Genomic DNA, 15359 nt, shown 5'->3' with positions numbered 1-15359 from the left:
GTCGGCAGGGGTCGAAGAGTGGAGGGAGTGGCAGTGAGTCTCGAAGACCAGACCCCGCCCGTTCCGGAGGATGCTGGCGTCAACGACGACGACGAGGTCTCGACTGCGACGCGCTGGAAACGCTCCTCGAGGGCAAGATTCCAGAGCGTGACACCCACGTCAACGCCGAGGGGTCCGTCGTTCGGCCCGACGAGGTTCAGGAAGTCCTCGCGACACTGAAAGCGGACGCCGGCTTCGACCACTGTGCCTGTGTGACCGCCCAGGAGTGCCAGGACCGCTACGAGTCCATCTATCACCACCGAAAATACGACGACCCCACACAGGAACTGTCGGTCGTCGTCCCGACGGCCAAGGACGAACCAGTCAGCCAAAGCGCAAACGGCGTCTATCGAACCGCTGACTGGCACGAGCGGGAGGCCTACGACCTCGTCGGTATCGAGTACGAGGACCACCCCGACCTCCGCCGTATCCTCCTGCCCGAGACCTGGCAGGGCCACCCGCTCTCGCTGGATTACGACCAGACCCAGCCACAGATCGTCACCTTCCGTGAGCACGCCAACCCCCTCCAGGAGGACCACCGCGGCGAGGGAACCGACGCCGATACGATGTTCATCAACGTCGGGCCCCACCACCCCTTCGACCCACGGCGTGCTCCACCTGAAGACGGTGCTGGACGGGGAGACGGTCGTCGACGTCGAACCGGACATCGGCTACATCCACCGGAATGAGGAACAGATGTGCCAGCAGTGGACCTACCGCCACCAGATCATGCCGTTCCCCGACCGCTGGGACTGGCTCTCCTCGGGCCTGTTGGACGAGTGGGCCTACGCCCGCACTGCGGAGGATTTGGAGGACATCGAGGTGCCCGAGTACGCGCAGGTCATCCGCACGATGGGCGCGGAGCTCTCCCGGATTGCCAACCACCTGATTGCGGTGGGCACGTTCGCGCTGGATATCTTCGGAGAGTTCACCGTCGTCTTCATGTACGCGATGCGGGACCGCGAACTCGTGCTGGACTTACTGGAAGACCTCACCGGCCAGCGCATGATGTTCAACTACCTCCGCCCAGGTGGTGTCGTCTGGGACATTCCCGAACCCCGCGAGGAGTTCTTCGAGAAGGCCCGTGACTTCCTGAACGGCCTGCCCGAAAAGATCGAAGAGTACCACGATCTGCTGACCTCCAACGAAATCTTCCAGATGCGGTGTGTCGACACGGGCTATCTCGACCCCGAAACCGCGAAAGACTACGGCGTGACCGGCCCGGTCGCCCACGGTTCGGGCATCGACCACGACCTCCGCGGTGACGATCCCTACGGTTATTACCCGGAATTGGACTGGAACGTCGTCACCGAACCCGACGGGGACGTGTTCGCTCGCGTGCTCGTCCGCATGCGCGAGCTTGAGGAATCCGCGAAGATCGTCCGGCAGTGTCTCGATCTGCTTGAGGAGTGGCCCGAAGACGACCGCGAGATTCAGGCCAACGTCCCCCGGACGCTCAAGCCGGACCCCGACACGGAGATCTATCGCGCGGTCGAGGCCGCCAAAGGTGAACTCGGCATCTACATCCGCAGCGACGGCACGGACACGCCCGCCCGGTTCAAGATCCGCAGCCCGTGCTTTTCGAATCTCCGGGCGCTCGGCGAGATGGCCGGAGCCGCGTTCGTCCCCGATCTCATCGCGACGCTGGCCAGCCTCGACACAATCATGGGCGAGGTCGACCGGTGACAGATGCTGAACCGTATTGCCGGAGCAGTACCGGAGTCTGCACTGCAACGAGACACGTCACAGTTCGACGATAAATTCGCCTGGTGACATTCACCTGTTGCTACTGAAATATTGCCAGAGCCCACATCCCGAATGTAGTCTGTTCTGGACGGAGTGATCTTGACCGAAATGGTCGTATCTCTCTCGATCGTCGTACTAGCTATGATCAGTCCGAGCGCTTTCCGGTGGAGGAAACACCCCCAACCCGGGACTGGTTTGCGAGAAGCGTTTCAAGCTCCCTCTCAGTGATCGGTCGAGCACTCGAATCTAACCCTGCACCCCGAACCACGCGAACAGGACTTGGTGGATGCAGATTCGCTTCGTCTAACAGCGCATCGTCGTAGAACACCTCGCGCGGGGTGCCACCGCCGATTATATTTCCGTCGGCCATCACGCAGACGCGGTCGCTCACTTCGGCCGCGAATTCGAGGTCGTGCGTCGAAAGGACAACACTCACTCCCGCTTCGTGGACCTGTTCGATGCGGTCAGCGACCAGTCGTGAACGCTCGGGGTCCAATCCGGCCAGCGGTTCGTCGAGAACGATCACGCTCGGTTCCAGGACCAGCACTCCGGCCAACCCAACGAGTCGTTTCTCACCGCCGCTCAGATAGTGTGGGATCCGGTCTTCAAGATGGCCGGCGTCAACGGTGGCGAGGGCTTCACGAGCACGTTCCTCGGCCTCTTTCCCCGAGATACCATAGTTCTGAAGTCCGAACATCACGTCGTCCAGAACAGTCGGTGCGACGAGTTGCGTGTCGGCATCCTGGAAGACGAATCCGACTTCCTTTCTGGCGTGTGCTTTGTTGTCCTCGGTGATCGAAACCCCATCGACCACGAGGTCACCGTCGTCGGGTACGAGCGTCGCGTTCAGGTGTTCGAGCAGCGTCGATTTCCCCGCGCCGTTGCCACCGACAAGTGCGACTACCTCGTCAGGATAGACCTCGAACTCGACTTCGTGCATCCCGACAGTTCCATCAGGATAGGTGTGTGCCTCACATTGTAGAGAGACGAGTGGTGATGCGTTCCGGCTCATACGGCCACCCCGTACGCCACGACTGCTGCATAGCCGATGGTCGCTGCGTACGATCCAACGACGACGAGAACCTCGTGGATAGGCGGCCGCGGGACATCACCATAGAGGGTAATATCGCCATCGTAGCCGCGTGCTTCCATCGACTTGACGAGTCGCTCGGACTGCTCGATTGCAGACAACATCGTCATCCCGAGCATTCGAGCGTATAGACGCTTGTTCGACCGGAAATCCGAGAGGTTCGCACCACGGGCAAGTGCAGCCTTCACCAGGTCCTCCAGCACCTCGACCATCACGAAAGTGAAGCGGTACGTGAGCAGCGCGACTTGGTCAACTGGCCGTGGGAGTACACGGCCGAGAATGTAGGCGGATTCCGTGTACTTCGTCGTCATCGTGGCCGTCAAAGTGAACGTGACGACGATCAGCGACCTGAAACTAAGCTCGGCGAACAGCCCGAGACCCGTCCACGTGATCGAGACCTCACCGATGGGTGTCGTGAGAGCCCCGCCAATCGGTACTCCAGGTTCCAGGAACGCTAGCGGTCCTGCGACGGAGATAATGAACAGCAGCGGCAACGTGTACCAGCCCACCAGCCGTCTGAACGGGAGGTCGGCGAGTCCGTATACTAGCAGGACTACACCGTACAGGGCAGCCAGCAGTGCCACGTTATCGAGTACTGTGACTGCAAGGACGAGCGCACCGACGATGCCGAGTTTCGTCCACGGGTTCACGCGGTGCAGTAAGCTGCTGCGCTGCTCAGCGTAGGCCGTGATGAGTCGGGGGTCGGGAACGTGGTTCGAGAGCGTCGTCACGGTTATTTTGCCGCGCGTTCCTGCTCTTCGAGGCCTTTGTATCGGTCTGCGTAGACGTACAGTCCGACTCCGACGAGGGCGAGGAGGACGACGAGTCCGGTGAATTCGAGCATCATCCCGCCTTTTCGAATGGGGCCAGCGACGACGATTCCCCGACCAACATCTATGAGTGCCCCACTGCTCTCCTGGACCCCCCGTTGGAGTGTCTGTGCGGATCGCTTGGCCCACGGGAGCGCTCCGCCGGTCGAGGTGAACCCCCACAATCCCGCACCGAAGCAGACCGCCAGCAGTCCGAGGAGGCCGCCGTACTGCTTCCAGCGGTCCATCAGGCCGTCACCCCCGAGGATTCCCCACTCCCCACGCTGCCGACGAGTCCGACCAGGTCCGGCCGGACAGACACGAGGAATTGAACGATGAAGCCGGTGAGGATTCCCTCGATCACTGCGACGCCGAGATTCAGGCCGACGAGTCCGGCGACGGCGACCGTCAGGTCGGCTCGGGGGAGCGCGCTTCCGTTGACGCCGCTGATGACGATGATCGCGCCCATCAGGATTGCACCGGCCGACAGTCCGAGCGTCGCCGCACTCGCACCCGCCGGGAACACGTCCCAATCCATCCGGACCAGCGTCCGGAAGGCGTAGTAGGCGACGATCGCTTCCGAAGCGTTGACCAGGGTGTTCGCTCCGAGGAGTCCGACGGCACCGTGGCCGAGTGCTGCTGAGAAGATGTTCACGACCAGTGCGATGAGTGCCCCGAGTAGGGGACCAGCCAAGATACCGACGAGGCCGGTGAGATTCATGTGAATACCGCCCCACACGGGAATGTTCAGCTGAAATATTGCGAAACTCGCCGCTGCAGCGATTCCTGCAAGTGCGATCTGGTGGGTCTCGATACCGCCCTTCCGTACACGATATACGACCGTACTAATCAGTACGGTGCCGAGAGCAGTCCAGAGGGCCAGCGCCCACAGCGGAAACGAGCCTTCTCCAAGGTGTATGTGTGCCATCGGTTATTAAGACTATAGAGCAAGATAATAAATTTGGCTATTCGAATATACTCTGTTGTTAATACAATCGATGAAGAACCTCCACACTCTCAGGTGACGACACCGCAGGTCAACGGTCACTCCCACAATTTTGGTCGGGGAGTGAGGGCGGAATTCTCGCAGTTCAGAACGCTGAATTCGGCCGTTTCACGCCTCAAAAGACGACTCGTTCGACAGTCGAACCGGGGCCTGCAGAGGCACTACTGCATCTACTATACTAACAGCCAGAAGTCTTCACGCGGCATCTTGGTAGAATAACCGTCTCGACTCTTCTAAACGGGGCCTCTCTGGGTGAATATCCGATTACTTCTGGCCACCAGTATAGTAGTCTGAACGGGACCCCGTCAGCAGACACGTTCCCAAGGTGGACGGCGGGACAATACAGACAGTCGACACCTTCTGAGCGGCGTGCTGAATACAGGGCGCGAGTCGGTCAGGTGACCCACCCGGACTCGACGTCACGGACTGAGGGAGACTTAACACTCGCCCATGCGCTTGAGTTCGAATTCCGTCGTCTCTTGCTCATGAAACGCGTACTGAATACCGACACACGGCTCGGGTACGTCTGCATATTCCGAGGGGTGGAGGTGAACCACTTGATCGCCGATATCGAAATACACCGTGTAGTGTCCCGCTCCGTTCACGGGGTCGTCTATTCTGCGTGTTGATCGCTCACCGCTGGTCCCGAGTTGGTAGGTCTCTCTGAAGACCTCCCCGCCGTTTCGCTCGATACCGACAGTGACGTCACGGGCTTGGTCGCGATTATTCCTGAGGTGTATCCAGGCAATGTTCGTCGTCGGCTGGTCTGTCTGGCCGAGACACCCACTCGAAAGGACCCCAGCGCAGAGACCGAGACACGTACGACGCTTCATACGATTCCGACGTTCGTCCAACCCAAAAAATCGCGGAACGCTACAATCTTGGTTTGAGCCACACGCGCACTTACTGGACAGCTGTCTTGATACAGCGTAATTTCGCGTGAACGGGGGGCGCTGTTGACTCTCCGCTCTACATCCAACAGTTGGAGGATCATCAGATCAGATTACTATCTGATTGTCTCGTGCAAGACGGAACGCGCATATCAGTCACGGTTGAAACTGTTGAAACAGATACCGGACCGATAATTTGGGATATGAAACAATATGAGTGGCTGGACCAGATCCCACAGATACCGATGGCCCTCCGACGTCAAATCCTCGCCGCGATAGTCGCTACAGTAGCTGTGAGCACGGCTGGTTGCAGCCGATTACGATCTTCACAAGAACTCCGCATAGAGTTCATCGAAGTCGTTAATCTCGACGGGTCACGGCACGATGTCTCAGTTGAGGTCGAAAAAGACGGAGAAATCGTTGCGGACGAAACTGTCGAACTCGCGGCCCTCTCTGAGGGAGAGTACGATAGCGCTACGATCGAAGGACCGTGGCTCGACACAGCGGGTGACTTCGTCATTCGTGCGAGGCTCTCTCCGTCCGATACGTGGCATGCAGTCGATCTTCCTGGCTCTGATGATACCTCTGTGGGCGTGGAGGTGTTGATTGAAAACGATGGTAGCCTGGGGATATTTACCGCGCACTAAGCCGACAGCCGATATTCTACGCGACATTCCCAGTCGGCGAGAACGAATTCGGAGCGGAATGCCTTGCTACACCTGACGCGCGTATTGGACACCAGTTCGGCTAACGACTTCACCAACTTGAACTGCTCAGTGCAGACTGCCAACCTACCGCTGTAGCTTCTACCAGTTCGCGTTGATGTTATCAGAGCGCTGCTGCATACAGAAGATGTAGTCAGCAACTCTACCCAACCCCCACCGGTGTCAGAAATTTTGTAATCGACTCGGTTGGTTCAGCGAGTCTATGGAGCACTCAGCCACAGCTGGTTTCAAGCCGCTACCGGTGAATCACCTGCTCAGTGTGGATGCCAACGTACCGCTGTCGGTTCTGCCAATTTCCGTTGAGATCCAGGACCGCCGTGCTACATAGTGAAAATGTCGGCAGCAAAAGAAGTGGCTGGGACGTCAGAGAGTGTCCGCAGCAGTCATGCCAGGGGGGAGTGTCACTGTGCTGTATACCCTCCATCGACGGCCAGAGAGTGCCCAGTAATCCACTCGGCTCGAGGCCCAGCGAGGAACGTACACGCGTCTGCAACGTCGTCGGGCTCACCTAACCGTGGCCAGGGTGTCGCATCTTCGAGTTCTGCCATGAATTCCTGATCTTCCAGGTACTCCCGTGTCATCGCAGTCGATATCCAGCCAGGACAGACCGCATTGACATTGATTTCGTGCTCTGCACAGTCGAGTGCGGCTGCTCGGGTGAAGTTCACGACGCCGCCCTTCGAAGCCGAGTACGCGGGTTCGTTCTCCAGGCCGACGAGGCCCCCGACCGACGCGACGTTGATTACGCGCCCGCCGTGGCCCTGTTCGATCATCTGCTCGACCCCTTCCTTGGTCCCGTTCCAGACTCCGGTCAGATTGACACCGATGGTCTGGTCCCACTCCTCGTGCGTCGTCTCGGTGATGTCGACGTACCGGGTGAAAATCCCTGCGTTGTTCACGACGATATCGAGGTGTCCGAATTCCTCGACGGCGGCATCTATCACGGACCGCACCTGCTCCCGGTCGGTCACGTCACATTCAGCGAAGACCGCATCCCCGCCGCGCTCTTCGATCAGTTCGTGTGTCGCTGTGTCAATCTGGTCCTCGTATCCCTCGTCCCTCGGCTTCTCGATGAGGTCCGCACACACGACGGCAGCACCTTCGTCAGCGAACGATGTTGCGATTGCTCGCCCGTTGCCCGAGCTCGCGCCGGTCACTCGTGACGGTGTCTGTTTGTCCTGCATGGTTCTTCGTGTCGGCGTGTTGGCGGCGAACATCTGTGTGGGTTGGTGAGTCGGTGAGGGGGGTCGGTTGGGAGGGCGGGTCGGTGCTACTCAGAGGGCTGTTCCCGCGCTTACTCTGAGCCGAGCCGAGTCGTCACGAACCGCTTCGCTCGACTGGCTAGAGATTGCTGGCCGTGCTGGTCCGATTCCGATTCGTCGGCTGGGTCCGCATTCGCCGCTGCGTGCTCTGCGTCGCCCTGTTCAGAACTCGTCTGCTGCTCGTCGTCTTTCCCCGTCTCAGACTGTTCGGTCGTAGCGTCCTGGTCGGACTCAGTTGCAGAATCGTCCTGATCAGTTTCAGCGCTGTACTCGGTCCCGCGTTCTGTGGTCCCGGTTGCGGCGGTGTCCGCACCTGTCCTGGATTGTAGCGACTGGGCCTGGTGATCGATGGCCGCCTGAACTGGCGTCGCCGGCTCGGACTCGTCGCTGCCGAGTCCGTCGGTGCGTGCATCCGAACGCGATAACGGGGTCTCCAGCACGGACCCGATAGTCGCCTCAGGTGCCTCACTATTGGTAGCGTCCACGGGGCCGGAAGACTGGGCCTGTGGTGAGTGGCTGTCCGCATCGGCAGCAGCGCCATCGTCACTGTGACCGGTGCCGGCCGGCTGGGTGGGGAGGTCGAACGCGGTGGTCGCAACCTCGTGATAGGCGTGTGCGGCGTCGCTTTCAGGAGCGTGACGCGGAACGGGTTCGCCGGCATCCTGCGCGCGGGGCACGGCGTCATCGCGTGGCACGTGTCCCAGGAACTCGACGTCGAGAAACTCCGCGAGACGGGCCGGGGGCGGCGACGTGCCTGTGCCAGACCGCGTGAACACGACGCCGACGACGTCCGTGCCGGCGTCGGTGGCCAGTCGCTTGGTCTTTTTCGTGTCGCGCACGGCCGCAGCCCGCGGCGTCGAGACGAGAATGACCCCATCGGCCACGCTCAGCGGGAAGACCGTTTCCTCACTCACGCCTGCGCCCGTGTCCAGGAGGATCACATCGTACGGTGACTCAAGTGCGTCGAGGACCCATTCTAACCGGGTGACATCGACGTCTGCGAAGCCGTCGAGTTCAACACCGCTCGGGAGCAGGTCGAACCCGCCAGGGGCCTCACGAATCGCGTCGAAGACGGCCGTATCGTCGGCTAACACATCGTGAAGCGTGGGTTTGGCGGTGAGCTCTGTTTCCAAGTCAACGAAATCGACGATATTGGCCATCGCAAGATCCAATTCGATCACGATAACGTCACTCCCACCGCCCGCGAGCGTGGCCGCGAGGTTGATCGTGGTCGTCGTTTTGCCGACGCCACCCTTACTGCCTGCAACGGTGAACACACCGTTTTTCATATCACTCATTGACACGTTCTCCAGTATCAAGAAGGGGAACCACGTTTCAGAACCCGAAACCGCTGTAATCACGGCTTGCGCCGCGTCTGGATCCTCAATTACAAATTATATACACGGCTGTTAGAGGGGATTCGAAAACGGTCAGTGCCCGTTCTCCCATTACAGAGACCGATTTCCGGCGTAACAGCTGCTTGAGGGTGTCATAGAACTCTCCTCACACCGTGATGATCGTGCTTCCCGGATTGTCTCTACGTTCGTAGTTGGTGATAGCGACGACGAGGCGAAGGCACAGGACGAGGAACACCTGCGCTCGTGCGTGGACGCGGCCTCGGGCGTGCGTTCGCCCGAGGCCGCAGTCTTTCACTGATTCATTGGTTCGTTCGACTCCAGTACGGCGGTTGTACGTCTCATCCAACGTGGATTGTTTCAGCTGAACGTCTTCGCTGTGTTGTTCGATGCGGTCTTCGACCCTGTACTCGATGTCTTTCGGGTCGTCGGTGTTTCGCGCGTCGTAGGGAGTGACTGGCACGACCCCTGCGGCTAACAGGTGGTCGTGCCAGTCGAGCGTGTCGTAGGCGCTGTCACCGACCATCTATATCGGCTGGGCGACGGCGATGCGCGTCACGCGTGACGCGCTCGCCGTCTCCTCTGGCGCTTGCTTACTCTCTGTGAACTCTGCTGCTATCGGGATCTTTGATCCGGTCGAGACGATCGTACAGCCGTATTCGTGGTAGTACTCGTCGGCGGTTGGATCGTAGCACTTCGAGGCGTCTTGGTCGGCGGGCATCGCTCTCACGTCGGTTGAATCGATGCAGTAGGTCAAGTCGAGCAGGCCGCAGCGGGCGGCCTGCTCGACGAGTCGGTCGAAGACATTGTCAACGACGTGTTCGAGGTCGGTGAGGAAACGATCGACCGCGTCTCTCGACGGCGGTCGATCGAAGCCACAGCTCAGCCAGACGACCGTGTTCCGGAGCTCTCGTTCAACGGGACGGATGCCGTAGATGTCGTGGCAGTAGCAGTGGAGGAACCCACGCATCAGCTCTGGTGGTTCATGCTCTCGTGTTCGCCCCGTCTGCGCCGGGGCGAACACGTCGAACTCTTCGAGAAACTCGAGGGAGAGATGCTCAAACAACGCTAACGTCTCGGTCTCCGCGACATTGAAGAACGTCTCTACCGAAGGCTCATCTTACAGGGTCGCTGAACTCATACCACCTCAGCGTTCACCCTGCTTCTTGGTGTGATAACCGTTCTATGATACCCTCAAGCAAAGCTAGAGCGAAGGACTGCCCGTCGACAGTCGAATCGCACGACGGCGGATCATGAGGTGTCGTCTGCGAGCGCGTATAGGTCCCGACGTACTCGGATGCGATACCGTCTCACGATCGTTCAGTGAGGGCTCTCGACAGACCCTGGCGCCCGGCTCGGCATTCGCGGTCACCGTGCGCCGGGACGTTCGTGTGCTTCCGGGTACCGCCCGGGCTCCGTCGTGGCGGTCGCGACGACAGCACGCGTCCCGGAAAGGCAAGGGTTGAGACACTCGCAGCCGAAGTTGGTCTTATGAGTGAGACAGACCGAGTGCACGATATCGTCGTGTGGGGGGCGACCGGGGTCGCCGGCCGCCTCGTCACGGAGTTTCTCACCGAACAGTACACGCCCGAGGACCTCGCACTCGCCATCGGCGGGCGCAATCAGGCGAAACTCGACGGGGTCGCGGCCGACCTGACCGCCGACAGCGACGAGTGGGACGACCTCCCTATCGTCCTCGGCGACGCGACCGACCCCGAGAGTCTCCGGGACCTCGCGGCGAACACGGAGGTCGTCTGTACGACCGTCGGCCCGTACACGAAGTACGGGACGCCGCTGGTCGACGCCTGTGTCGAGCACGGCACCGACTACTGTGACCTGACCGGCGAGGTGAACTGGGCGCGGGAGATCGTCGACGAGTACCACGACGCCGCGGTCGACGCCGAGGCACGCATCGTCCACAGTTGCGGGTACGACTCCGTCCCCGCGGACCTGGGGACGCTGCTCGCACAGACGTTCGCAATCGAGGAGTTCGGGGGGCCGTGTCACGAGGCCCGTATCTACGTCGAGCGCGCCAGCGGCGGCGTGAGCGGTGGCACGCTCGCCAGCGCCGCCGAGCTGTTCGCGGCCGCCTCCGAAGACCCCGAGGTGCGAAAGGTGCTCGGGAACCCCTACTCGCTGGCCCCACCTGGCGAACGCGAGGGCGTCGACCCCGGCGAGCAGCGCCTCCCGCGGAAAGACCCGCTCCGCTCCAGTTGGACGGCGCCGTCGCCGATGGCGGCCATCAACGAGCGGGTGGTCCGGCGGAGCAACGCGCTGCTGGACTATCCCTGGGGCCGCGAGTTCCGCTGTTCCGAGGTCACGGTGACCGGCGACGGACTCGGCGGTGCCGCCACGGCGGGCCTGGTCGCCGGCGGCCTGGGCCTGTTCACGCTCGGGATGTCGCTCGAACCGACGCGGAACCTGCTCAGGAAGTACGTCTTCCCCGACCCCGGCGAGGGGCCGAGCGAGGAGCAGATGGAGACGGGTCACTTCCGAATCCGGACCCGCGGTCGCGGCGTGAACGAGGACGGGCCGTTCACCGTCGACGCCGTCGTCGGTGCCGACTACGACCCCGGCTACACCGGCACCGCGCGCATGCTCGGCGAGTCGGCGATGGCCCTGCTGGAAGACGACACCGACTCGCCGTTCGACGGCGGCGTCCTGACCCCCGCCTCCGCCATCGGCACGCCGCTGGCCGACCGACTCGAAGCCGTCGGGTTCACCGCGAGCGCCAGCGTGGCCGAAGACTGAGGCGCGTCGCCCTCCCGGAGTGAACGCAGTCCGACGGTCTGCCGTCGACTCCCGGCGGGATGGCCAAAGCCGGATAGCCGTCCGAATACCTGGCCTACGCCCAGTCGAGACTGGCGAAACGGACATTGTACTGGGGCCTGAATCTACACGCACCTGATGGGTACCTCGCTGCATCCGTTCGTCGAGTGTCGTGGCGACGACGGCTGGGAGTACATCGAGACCGACATCACACACCCCGGCGGCTACGCGATGATGGCCTGCCTCTTCGGGTGGCGCAACTACTGCAATTACGAGCCGATCGCCGGCGAGCGGGGCTTCCCGGACGACCTCAGCGACGAACTCGGGCGACTGCTGGAGTCGCCGCCGACCTGCAGTTGGATCGGCCTCTGGGAGATCGAACGGATCGACTGGAGCGAGACGGCCGAGGACATCGACTCCCGAACCAGTTTCTACGACGCCGAGGGGAACTACGTCAAGAAGGTCGGCGGATTCTCACTCCCGGTCGCGGCGGAAAACGAGGGGTACATGGACAGCGTCAATGCGGGCGAGGCGGTGACGGTCACGCTGACCGACGACTACTTCGAGTTCGATGCCGGTGACGAGGTGACGCTGGTGCGGGAGTTGCGGGACCGTGCCTACGCAAAGACCGACGGTTGGGAGGCGAACTTCGACACGATGCGGCGGCTCGCCGGCGAATACGGTGGCGAGGAGAACGTCCGGCTGATCGCCGTCGCGATGGGGTGACGAGCGAAACCGACACCGGTCGCTGTTTCGGGGCCTGTTCTGAAGCACGTGACGTTACCCGCCGTGTTTCCGGTACCAGACCCGCTCGCCGACGGGTGAGTCACCCTCTTCGATGTCCAACCGCCCCACGAACAGGTCGCGAACGGCGAGCGTCACGACGAGTTCGACCGTCTCCCCCGCATCGTCCGTGACCGTGACCACGCAGTGCCCGTCTCGCTGTTCGAGCGATTCGATGGTTCCGACCGACCAGCGGTCACGGTGGTGCGTCGGCTCCCGTGCGTGAATCCGGTCGTGATTCGTCATTGCGTGGCTTCGGGGCTCGAATCACGAACGTTGACAGGTGGAGGGCAACTGCAGAAACCCGAAACTAAACAGTGCCCACACTTCGGGTGTCTCCCTGGCGGTAGAGAACCTCGGCCCAGTACCGGTCGCCGTCGTCGTCGTGTATCGTCCCCTCGGTCGCTACCACCCGCCCGTTCCGGAGCGCCCGTCGAAAATCACGCCCCGTCACCGGCGTCGTCGGCGCCATCGGCGTTCGTGGCTCCGTCTTTGACCGCCTTGGCCTGTTTTTCCAGCTCCTCGATGTCCATCTCGGCGGCCCGGTCGATTTCGCCGAGAATCTCTTTGATGTCGTCGAGCCCGATGAGTTCGCGCGTCTCGGCGTCGAACTGCAGGCTGTCGAGCTGGTGTCCGTTCGTCTGGACGTCGCTCCCGGTGAGGTGCTTGCCGTAGCGGCCGACCAGCGAGGTGAGTTCCTGGGGGATGACGAACGTCGTCGACGCGCCCTGACCCATCGCTTCGAGCGTGTCCATCCCCTTGTCGATGACGGCGCGTTCGCCCATCGACTCGGCGGATTTCGCCCGCAGCACGGTGGAGATGGCGTCACCCTGGGCTTCCAGAATCTGTGACTGCTTCTCACCCTGTGCGCGGATGATGTTGGACTGTTTGTCACCCTCGGCTTTCTCGACCGCACTCCGGCGCTCTCCCTGGGCTTCGAGGATCGTGGCCCGGCGTCGTCGCTCCGCGCCGGTTTGCTGTTCCATCGCCTGCTGGACATCCTGGCTGGGGTTGACTTCGCGGACCTCGACGGACTCGACGCGAATCCCCCACTCGTCGGTGGGTTCGTCCAGTTCCTTGCGGATGCGGGCGTTGATCTCCTGGCGCTTGTTCAGCGTGTCGTCCAGTTCCATGTCGCCGATCACCGCCCGGAGCGTGGTCTGAGCGAGGTTCGAGACCGCCGTCTTGTAGTCTTCGACCTCGAGGAATGCCTTCTTGGCGTCCATCACACGGAGGTAGACGACTGCATCCGCCGTCACGGGTGAGTTGTCCCGCGTGATCGCCTCCTGTCTGGGCACGTCCATCGTCTGGGTGCGCATATCGAAGGTGTACGTGCGTGACACGAACGGTGGGACGAAACTGATCCCCGGTTCGAGCAAGCCCCGATACTCACCGAAGACGGTGAGCGCCTGTTTATCGTACGCGTCGACGATCCGCACCATCTGCCAGACCGTCACCACTGCCAGCACCAGTACCAGGAGGCCGACGAGCCCGAACGGGGAAGTACCAATCTGCAGTAAAATCGGGTGGATCATAGGTGTCACAGTTCGCCCCGAGACCGTATCAAACGAGGATATTTTCACCCAGACCTGAGTTTTTATTATCCGAGTGACAGTCCGGCAGTCACCATCCTGCCTAGCGTCGAAGGCGTGTGGGGTTCGGTGCTCTCGACCGGACACTGTCGGTCCGCACGGAGTGTCGGGACGGGTCGACGGGCCTGTGGAGGCGTTCAGTCGGTCCGACGCGCCGCTCGGCGTGAGGGCGTCGTGGAACCGGGCGTCCGCGGCGGTGATCGTCCGCTCGGCGGTCGTGAGCGCGCTCCCGCTCGACCACGTCGTCGACGTCCCCGAGGGTCACGTCCGTGAGCGTGTCGCTCGCCGTCTCCGCTGTAACGCTGTGTGGGCCGAGGGAGCCACAGAGCACCCGTGTCGGCCGAGTCGAGCCACTCGCCACGAGCAACGACAACGGAACGCTATCCGACGATGCGTCCCGACAGCTGGGACTTCAGGAGCAGTCCGGTACGAGGGGTGCCCCGAACGGCCGGTCCGCGGGTGCCTCGCGGTCGGGGTGCGAGCCACCGTCCGGGCGGACGAGCGTCGACTGTTCCGGTGGTTCGTCCGTTGTTTCCATCGACGGCACGATCGGAGGCGGTCCTTCGCCGGACATCACAGGCGTTCGAACGGCGGAGAAGTACAAAACCTTAACGATTGTTAATCACGAACGGGTGCGGTCGAGTCCGCGGCAGTCGATCCGGTACGGACTGCCTCGGAGTGGCAACGAAGTTCTGAGCGGACTCGCCGAGGGGACCGGTGAGCGTCCGTAACCAGCACAGTACGGTCGTCAGTCGTCGTTACGAGTGCGAGCGAGCGTCGAGAGCGGTGGTGAAGGTGAACGTCGTCACGTCGCCTTGTTCGAAATCCGCCAGTTCGGTCATAGGCCGGGATGGCCCCCTATTCGTATTTTACTCTCCGTGCCGGAAGACCGTGGCTGCCGGCCGCCCTGCGGTCGGCCGGCAGCGGATGATGGGGCGGTGGGCGTTGACAGGCGACACACAGCATCCAGCCGGACAGTCCGATTTGCCCCTGCGGACCGCTACCCACCGTGTCGCCGATACCAGACCCGCTCGCCGACAGGCGAATCTCCCTGCCCGATGTCCAACCGCCCCACGAACAGGTCGCGAACGGCGAGCGTCACGACGAGTTCGACCGCCTCGCCCGCTTCGTCCGTGACCGTGACCACGCAGTGCCCGTCGCGCTGTTCGAGCGATTCGACGGTCCCGACCGACCAGCGGTTACGGTGATGTGCCGGCTCCAGCGCGTGAATGCGGTCGTGATTCGTCATCACGTATCCTCGGGGCTCGACGGACAAAACACCTCCAGAAGCGG

The 15359-nt window shown here is 61.9% G+C and carries 15 protein-coding genes and 2 pseudogenes; 5 read left to right on the top strand and 12 right to left on the bottom strand.

Translation table 11 applies throughout. From position 1 onward, the window contains the following. The first annotated feature begins 33 nt into the window (after positions 1 to 33). A complete protein-coding gene (locus MUG96_RS24285) occupies positions 34 to 219 on the top strand; it encodes a hypothetical protein (RefSeq protein WP_373222130.1) in 186 nt (61 codons plus the stop codon). Beyond that, positions 138 to 1725, top strand: a pseudogene (locus MUG96_RS19275) (NADH-quinone oxidoreductase subunit D). Before MUG96_RS24285 ends, MUG96_RS19275 begins: the two are co-directional and overlap by 82 nt. Positions 1726 to 1930: 205 nt before the next feature. Here MUG96_RS19275 and MUG96_RS19270 read toward each other — a convergent pair. The 5 genes from MUG96_RS19270 to MUG96_RS19250 form a co-directional block, all read right to left on the bottom strand. Then, positions 1931 to 2797, bottom strand: a complete 867-nt coding sequence (locus MUG96_RS19270) for an energy-coupling factor ABC transporter ATP-binding protein (protein ID WP_246989222.1) — start codon at positions 2795 to 2797, stop codon at positions 1931 to 1933. Continuing rightward, positions 2794 to 3606 carry an energy-coupling factor transporter transmembrane component T family protein gene (locus MUG96_RS19265; protein ID WP_246989220.1) on the bottom strand — a complete coding sequence of 271 codons (813 nt, stop codon included), beginning with the start codon at positions 3604 to 3606 and terminating at the stop codon, positions 2794 to 2796. Before MUG96_RS19265 ends, MUG96_RS19270 begins: the two co-directional genes overlap by 4 nt. A gap of 2 nt (positions 3607 to 3608) precedes the next feature. Continuing rightward, a complete protein-coding gene (locus tag MUG96_RS19260; protein WP_246989218.1) occupies positions 3609 to 3932 on the bottom strand; it encodes a cobalamin transport operon protein in 324 nt (107 codons plus the stop codon). Beyond that, positions 3932 to 4612 (bottom strand): energy-coupling factor ABC transporter permease, encoded by a 681-nt coding sequence (locus MUG96_RS19255; protein WP_246989216.1) that lies wholly within the window; start codon positions 4610 to 4612, stop codon positions 3932 to 3934. Before MUG96_RS19255 ends, MUG96_RS19260 begins: the two co-directional genes overlap by 1 nt. A gap of 515 nt (positions 4613 to 5127) precedes the next feature. Beyond that, positions 5128 to 5523: a hypothetical protein gene (locus MUG96_RS19250; protein WP_246989214.1), complete on the bottom strand. Its 396-nt coding sequence runs from the start codon at positions 5521 to 5523 to the stop codon at positions 5128 to 5130. A gap of 188 nt (positions 5524 to 5711) precedes the next feature. Here MUG96_RS19250 and MUG96_RS19245 point away from each other — a divergent pair, with 188 nt between their 5' ends. Further along, positions 5712 to 6227 (top strand): hypothetical protein, encoded by a 516-nt coding sequence (locus MUG96_RS19245; RefSeq protein ID WP_246989212.1) that lies wholly within the window; start codon positions 5712 to 5714, stop codon positions 6225 to 6227. Positions 6228 to 6706: 479 nt separating this feature from the next. Here the strand turns inward: MUG96_RS19245 and MUG96_RS19240 are convergent, their stop codons facing one another. The 3 genes and pseudogenes from MUG96_RS19240 to MUG96_RS19230 all read right to left on the bottom strand — a co-directional run bounded on the left by MUG96_RS19240 (position 6707) and on the right by MUG96_RS19230 (position 10063). Further along, on the bottom strand, positions 6707 to 7489 hold the full coding sequence (locus MUG96_RS19240; RefSeq protein ID WP_246989210.1) for an SDR family NAD(P)-dependent oxidoreductase: 783 nt from the start codon (positions 7487 to 7489) through the stop codon (positions 6707 to 6709). Positions 7490 to 7599: 110 nt separating this feature from the next. After that, on the bottom strand, positions 7600 to 8865 hold the full coding sequence (locus MUG96_RS19235) for a P-loop NTPase (RefSeq protein ID WP_246989208.1): 1266 nt from the start codon (positions 8863 to 8865) through the stop codon (positions 7600 to 7602). 205 nt (positions 8866 to 9070) lie between these two features. Then, positions 9071 to 10063, bottom strand: a pseudogene (locus MUG96_RS19230) (transposase). 350 nt (positions 10064 to 10413) lie between these two features. Here MUG96_RS19230 and MUG96_RS19225 point away from each other — a divergent pair. Together MUG96_RS19225 and MUG96_RS19220 are read left to right on the top strand one after the other, a co-directional pair. Beyond that, positions 10414 to 11673, top strand: coding sequence for a saccharopine dehydrogenase family protein (locus MUG96_RS19225; protein ID WP_246989206.1), 1260 nt, complete (start codon positions 10414 to 10416; stop codon positions 11671 to 11673). A 156-nt stretch (positions 11674 to 11829) separates the two neighbouring features. Then, a complete protein-coding gene (locus MUG96_RS19220; protein WP_246989204.1) occupies positions 11830 to 12417 on the top strand; it encodes a hypothetical protein in 588 nt (195 codons plus the stop codon). A 54-nt stretch (positions 12418 to 12471) separates the two neighbouring features. Here the strand turns inward: MUG96_RS19220 and MUG96_RS19215 are convergent, their stop codons facing one another. The 4 genes from MUG96_RS19215 to MUG96_RS19200 form a co-directional block, all read right to left on the bottom strand. Continuing rightward, positions 12472 to 12720: a DUF7861 family protein gene (locus MUG96_RS19215; protein ID WP_246989202.1), complete on the bottom strand. Its 249-nt coding sequence runs from the start codon at positions 12718 to 12720 to the stop codon at positions 12472 to 12474. A 194-nt stretch (positions 12721 to 12914) separates the two neighbouring features. Next, positions 12915 to 14009: an SPFH domain-containing protein gene (locus MUG96_RS19210; RefSeq protein ID WP_246989201.1), complete on the bottom strand. Its 1095-nt coding sequence runs from the start codon at positions 14007 to 14009 to the stop codon at positions 12915 to 12917. Positions 14010 to 14478: 469 nt separating this feature from the next. After that, positions 14479 to 14640 (bottom strand): hypothetical protein, encoded by a 162-nt coding sequence (locus MUG96_RS19205; RefSeq protein ID WP_246989199.1) that lies wholly within the window; start codon positions 14638 to 14640, stop codon positions 14479 to 14481. A gap of 426 nt (positions 14641 to 15066) precedes the next feature. After that, positions 15067 to 15315 carry a DUF7861 family protein gene (locus tag MUG96_RS19200; RefSeq protein WP_246989197.1) on the bottom strand — a complete coding sequence of 83 codons (249 nt, stop codon included), beginning with the start codon at positions 15313 to 15315 and terminating at the stop codon, positions 15067 to 15069. Between the last annotated feature and the right edge of the window lie 44 nt (positions 15316 to 15359).

Origin of the sequence: Halorientalis marina (assembly GCF_023028345.1) — an archaeon.
In the GTDB taxonomy this organism is placed as follows: Archaea; Halobacteriota; Halobacteria; order Halobacteriales; family Haloarculaceae; genus Halorientalis; species Halorientalis marina.
This window is presented reverse-complemented; position numbering and strand designations above follow the sequence as displayed.

What these genes read in the sequence shown, in the direction of transcription:
- MUG96_RS19270 (WP_246989222.1), bottom strand. Translation starts at nt 2,797, where the DNA reads ATGAGCCGGAACGCATCACCACTCGTCTCTCTACAATGTGAGGCACAC.
- MUG96_RS19260 (WP_246989218.1), bottom strand. Translation starts at nt 3,932, where the DNA reads ATGGACCGCTGGAAGCAGTACGGCGGCCTCCTCGGACTGCTGGCGGTC.
- MUG96_RS19255 (WP_246989216.1), bottom strand. Translation starts at nt 4,612, where the DNA reads ATGGCACACATACACCTTGGAGAAGGCTCGTTTCCGCTGTGGGCGCTG.
- MUG96_RS19250 (WP_246989214.1), bottom strand. Translation starts at nt 5,523, where the DNA reads ATGAAGCGTCGTACGTGTCTCGGTCTCTGCGCTGGGGTCCTTTCGAGT.
- MUG96_RS19240 (WP_246989210.1), bottom strand. Translation starts at nt 7,489, where the DNA reads ATGCAGGACAAACAGACACCGTCACGAGTGACCGGCGCGAGCTCGGGC.
- MUG96_RS19235 (WP_246989208.1), bottom strand. Translation starts at nt 8,865, where the DNA reads ATGAGTGATATGAAAAACGGTGTGTTCACCGTTGCAGGCAGTAAGGGT.
- MUG96_RS19225 (WP_246989206.1), top strand. Translation starts at nt 10,414, where the DNA reads ATGAGTGAGACAGACCGAGTGCACGATATCGTCGTGTGGGGGGCGACC.
- MUG96_RS19220 (WP_246989204.1), top strand. Translation starts at nt 11,830, where the DNA reads ATGGGTACCTCGCTGCATCCGTTCGTCGAGTGTCGTGGCGACGACGGC.
- MUG96_RS19215 (WP_246989202.1), bottom strand. Translation starts at nt 12,720, where the DNA reads ATGACGAATCACGACCGGATTCACGCACGGGAGCCGACGCACCACCGT.
- MUG96_RS19210 (WP_246989201.1), bottom strand. Translation starts at nt 14,009, where the DNA reads ATGATCCACCCGATTTTACTGCAGATTGGTACTTCCCCGTTCGGGCTC.
- MUG96_RS19205 (WP_246989199.1), bottom strand. Translation starts at nt 14,640, where the DNA reads ATGTCCGGCGAAGGACCGCCTCCGATCGTGCCGTCGATGGAAACAACG.
- MUG96_RS19200 (WP_246989197.1), bottom strand. Translation starts at nt 15,315, where the DNA reads ATGACGAATCACGACCGCATTCACGCGCTGGAGCCGGCACATCACCGT.